Genomic DNA, 3949 nt, shown 5'->3' on the forward strand with positions numbered 1-3949 from the left:
GAGGACTACGTCAAGGAAGGCGACGAGTGGACTCTCGCGATCTGCTAGCACTACATGACGAATCGTCTCAAACCAGCGCTGTACGGGGCTGAAGCTAGCGTGACTTTCCCAGAAAGCCTCTGCCGTTTCCCATAAGGAAAGCTGATCGGTGAACTGGTAGAGCAGGCCGAGGTACCAGCTCTCTGGGGTGACATTGCGGCCTTGCTTGCTGATGTCGATCTGGACAATATTGATGCCTTGATCCAAGAGCCGCACTGCTGTCCGAACGAGTAGTGAGGACTTGCCCACCTGGCGAGTATCAAGGACGTAACAGAGTTCGCCATGCCGCAATCGTTCGAAGAGTGCGTGATCCGCATTCCGCACAAGATAGGAAGGAGCGTCCCAATCTAAGGTGCCGCCAACTTGATAGAAGGTTTGGTGTTGGTCGTGTGGAAGCCGTCCCTGCTCATGGTTCAACTCGGGCAAGGCAGGTGCTTCCTCTGGTTTAGGTACTCGGCTCATGGGCGTAGTGATGAACTCGATTGTACGCGACTTTTAAAAGACTAGCCGAATGTCAGGTTCTGGTCAGGTTCTGGTCAGGTTTTTACCTGATATAGCAAATACACTGGTAGTCAGGAACAAGACTATGCACCAGCAAATTTTGAAAGCCGTTCTTATAACGGCATCATTGGCATCTTTTACTGTCGCTTATGCTCAGACAACATCTGTCCCGAGCATGATGAATTTTCAGGGACGTTTGACAAAACCAGATGGATCGCCTGTCCCAGATGGCTCGTATTCTCTGACGTTTCGTGTTTATGACTCGGTAACCAATGGAACGAAGAGATGGGAGCAGAGCATGAACCCTGTTCTCGTTCGTAACGGAGTCTTCGCCGTATTGCTCGGCAATGGCAATCCTATTACAGCGACGGTATTAAACGCGACACCCTACTTGGAAATTCAAATCGGAACGGATTCTCCGCTGGCACCTCGACAACCCTTCGTCACCGTCTCCTTTGCGTTTAAGGCGGACACTGTTCCTGATGGCGCGATTGGTACAGTGCAGCTCGCCAACAACTCCATCACGAGTGCAAAGATCGTGGATGGGGCTGTTACTAGTGCGAAAATTGCTGATGGTGCTGTCACCAATGCGAAGATCGCAGATGGAACGATCACTTCTGGTAAGTTGGCTGGTGGGGGCAGTCCTCCGATGGGGGCAGCAGGTGGCGATCTGACAGGTACGTACCCGAACCCGACCGTTGGTGGCGGAAAAATTGATTCCACAAAGCTTGCCGCCGACGCAGCTTCGCTTTCCAAAGTCACAAATGGATCACTCACTATTGATAGCGGCAGACTATTTGTGAACTACGGCACAATTCAAAAAGGTGGAAACCCAATTCCTGGAACGCTTCTTGACATGGGATTATACAATTTTACCCCAGGTTGGATGCGTTTCATGACAAATAATTCAAATTTTAATTGGTTCACAAATATAGATCTCAATAGTGCTCCTACAATGACTCTTGATACCAGTGGCAATCTAACAACAACTGGACGGTTGAGCCTTTTAAATAGTGGCGTGATTCAACGTGGTGCTTCACCTGTAAATACAACCGATATGGGATTGTATCAACTTACAGGAGGTTGGATGCGCTTCGTGACCAATAACAGTCATTTTCAATGGTTTTCAGATGCTAATTCTAGTGGAGGAGTCGGTGGGGCACCTATCATGACCCTTACCCCAAGCGGTGCATTATCAGTAGGTGAAGTTTCGGCAAATGTAGTGGAAGTCCGCGGCAGCGACGTAGCCGAGCTGTACTATGTCCAGCCTAATGGTGATGTTTCCCCAGTTCCTGGCATGATTGTCTCGATTGACAGGGCGCAGATCGGGCGGATGAAAGTTGCCTCACATACCTACGATTCTACGGTTGGCGGCATTATCAGTGGTGCTAATGGGATTAAGCCTGGTGTCATCCTGCGTCAGAAGGGAACCGTCGCTGATGGAACCTACCCCGTTGCCAGTGTCGGGCGCGTCTGGTGCTGGGCAGATGCCGATGCGAATGGTTCCATCCAAGCGGGGGACCTGCTCACTACCTCCGCGACGCCGGGTCATGCCATGCGGGTAGATGACCCAATCAAGGCCAGAGGCGCTGTGATCGGCAAAGCCATGTCTTCACTTAAATCAGGTAAGGGCCTTGTTTTCGCCTTGGTCTCATTGCAGTAATAAAGGTGAAAAAATGAATGTGACAACCTTTGGGCGACGGGAATTGTTCTTGGCTGGTTGCGCCATTACACTAACTCTCCTACCAGATTTTGCTGAAGCGCAAAGTGGATGGCAAGACGGAAACCCACCCACTTATAACGGTGTAAAGGTCTATGGCCAGTGTCTAGTTTTCGTTCAGCGATACTGTCCTCCAGTCCTGGGAATTACCGTTCCTACGGTAGGAGGGCGACATGCAGACGAACCAGGTGCCCATTGGATTTGGGATGACCCAGAACTCCAGCCAACCAATACTGACCGCATTGCTAATGACGGCTCTAATCAGCCCATAGGGCAGGACATCATCGTCTGGTCCACTGCTCTTGGCGGCGGATTCGGTCATGTCGCAATTGTTGACATAGCAAGTAGTCGTAACGACGTTTGGATAGTCGATTCAAACTGGAATGGAGATGAGAAGGGGCAGAGACATAAAGTAACAATTAACGATAAAGTTTTGGGTTGGTTCCGCAAGAAAGGATCATCAATTCCTCCGCCAGATAAACGACAGGATGTTTACGTTGACCAAACCCGTGCTGTTGATGGTGATGGATCACAGGGAAATCCTGTCAAAACGATTGAAAAAGCGTTGCAGATCGTACAATTGGGAGGAACTATTCATCTCAAATCTGGGGATCATGCAAAGCCACCACTGAAGATCACAGTGAGTGTCAGATTTGTAAACTACGAAGGAGCAGCTCGCATCAAGTGATTCGGCTACGGGTACATACCCCGGAGCTTGCTCCGGTCGGAGTCTCATTAAGAAGGGTGATTATCCTATGTTTCGAAAACAATGCCTATTGTTTATTGCACTGGGGACAATTGTAATGTCTCCTCTGCCTACGAATGCGCAAAGTGGAGGGAGCATCACGACGTTTGAGTTCTCCTCAGTCGCGATGGACTATCCTACAAACGCTGCCCAAAACCACTTTACCTCACTTCAAGGCGCAGCGGGGCAGAGCTTTCTTGGCGCTGCAGAACCTACCTTTAGCCAAGGTAACACTGCTACCCTTGGCTTCTTGGAAACCAGCGTCAAGTACATCTACCGACTGTCTTTTAGTCTCGATGGCTTCGTGGGAGACGTCACGCAGATTTCCCTGAGTGCTCGCCTCTGGAACGTCTTCGGCGAGATGGCCGACACTACCACCGTGCAGGCAGACGCTTCTGGATTGATGATTGTTCGAAGTTGGGCCAATCCAACCTATGTCGGCACTGCTAGCCTGAAAGGAGACCGCTGGCTGCGGCGCTCCTCTTCACTGTCTCCGATAGGTAACCCCTTTCTGGACTACCCCTTCGCTTCGTATTCTTTGATACCTGGCGATGTGACGGGAGACAACACAATCGACAGATTTGACTACAACGCCTTCAAAAATGCGTTTGGAACATCTCCCGGAAATCCAAACTGGAATCCGATGGCAGACTTGGATGGTGACGGTGTTGTAGGACGATTTGACTACAATATTTTTAAATTAAACTTCGGGAAAACGGGAGATAACTAACATGCGTCTGAACCAAATTCTCAAAGTTGCCGTCTGTAATATTGCCATGGCAATACTCTGCTTGCCTCTCATACCAGGAAAAGCACTGGCTCAAACTTTTAGTAATACATCTCCCATTACCATTTCAGATAACGCTCCTGCTAATCCATTTCCTTCAAATATCACTATTAATGGTTTAGATCCAACTCAGATCTATACAATTTCCGAAATAACA

General features: G+C 49.4%; 5 protein-coding genes. 4 read left to right on the forward strand and 1 reads right to left on the reverse strand.

All coding sequences use genetic code 11. The features are described 5' to 3' along the window. Positions 1 to 501 (reverse strand): AAA-like domain-containing protein (locus tag RMO15_RS04300; protein WP_309708275.1); only part of this gene is annotated, 501 nt, incomplete at its 3' end. Between the two features lie 124 nt (positions 502 to 625). Between RMO15_RS04300 and RMO15_RS04305 the strand changes: the two genes are divergently transcribed. The 4 genes from RMO15_RS04305 to RMO15_RS04320 form a co-directional block, all read left to right on the forward strand. Beyond that, positions 626 to 2203: a hypothetical protein gene (locus RMO15_RS04305; RefSeq protein ID WP_309708278.1), complete on the forward strand. Its 1578-nt coding sequence runs from the start codon at positions 626 to 628 to the stop codon at positions 2201 to 2203. 13 nt (positions 2204 to 2216) lie between these two features. Continuing rightward, positions 2217 to 2948, forward strand: coding sequence for a CHAP domain-containing protein (locus tag RMO15_RS04310; protein WP_309708280.1), 732 nt, complete (start codon positions 2217 to 2219; stop codon positions 2946 to 2948). Between the two features lie 67 nt (positions 2949 to 3015). Beyond that, complete coding sequence (locus RMO15_RS04315; RefSeq protein WP_309708282.1) at positions 3016 to 3735, forward strand: dockerin type I domain-containing protein; 720 nt, start codon at positions 3016 to 3018, stop codon at positions 3733 to 3735. Between the two features lies 1 nt (position 3736). After that, a partial coding sequence (locus tag RMO15_RS04320; protein ID WP_309708284.1) for a hypothetical protein occupies positions 3737 to 3949 on the forward strand: 213 nt, incomplete at its 3' end.

The organism is Armatimonas sp. (assembly GCF_031410135.1).
GTDB lineage: Bacteria > Armatimonadota > Armatimonadia > Armatimonadales > Armatimonadaceae > Armatimonas.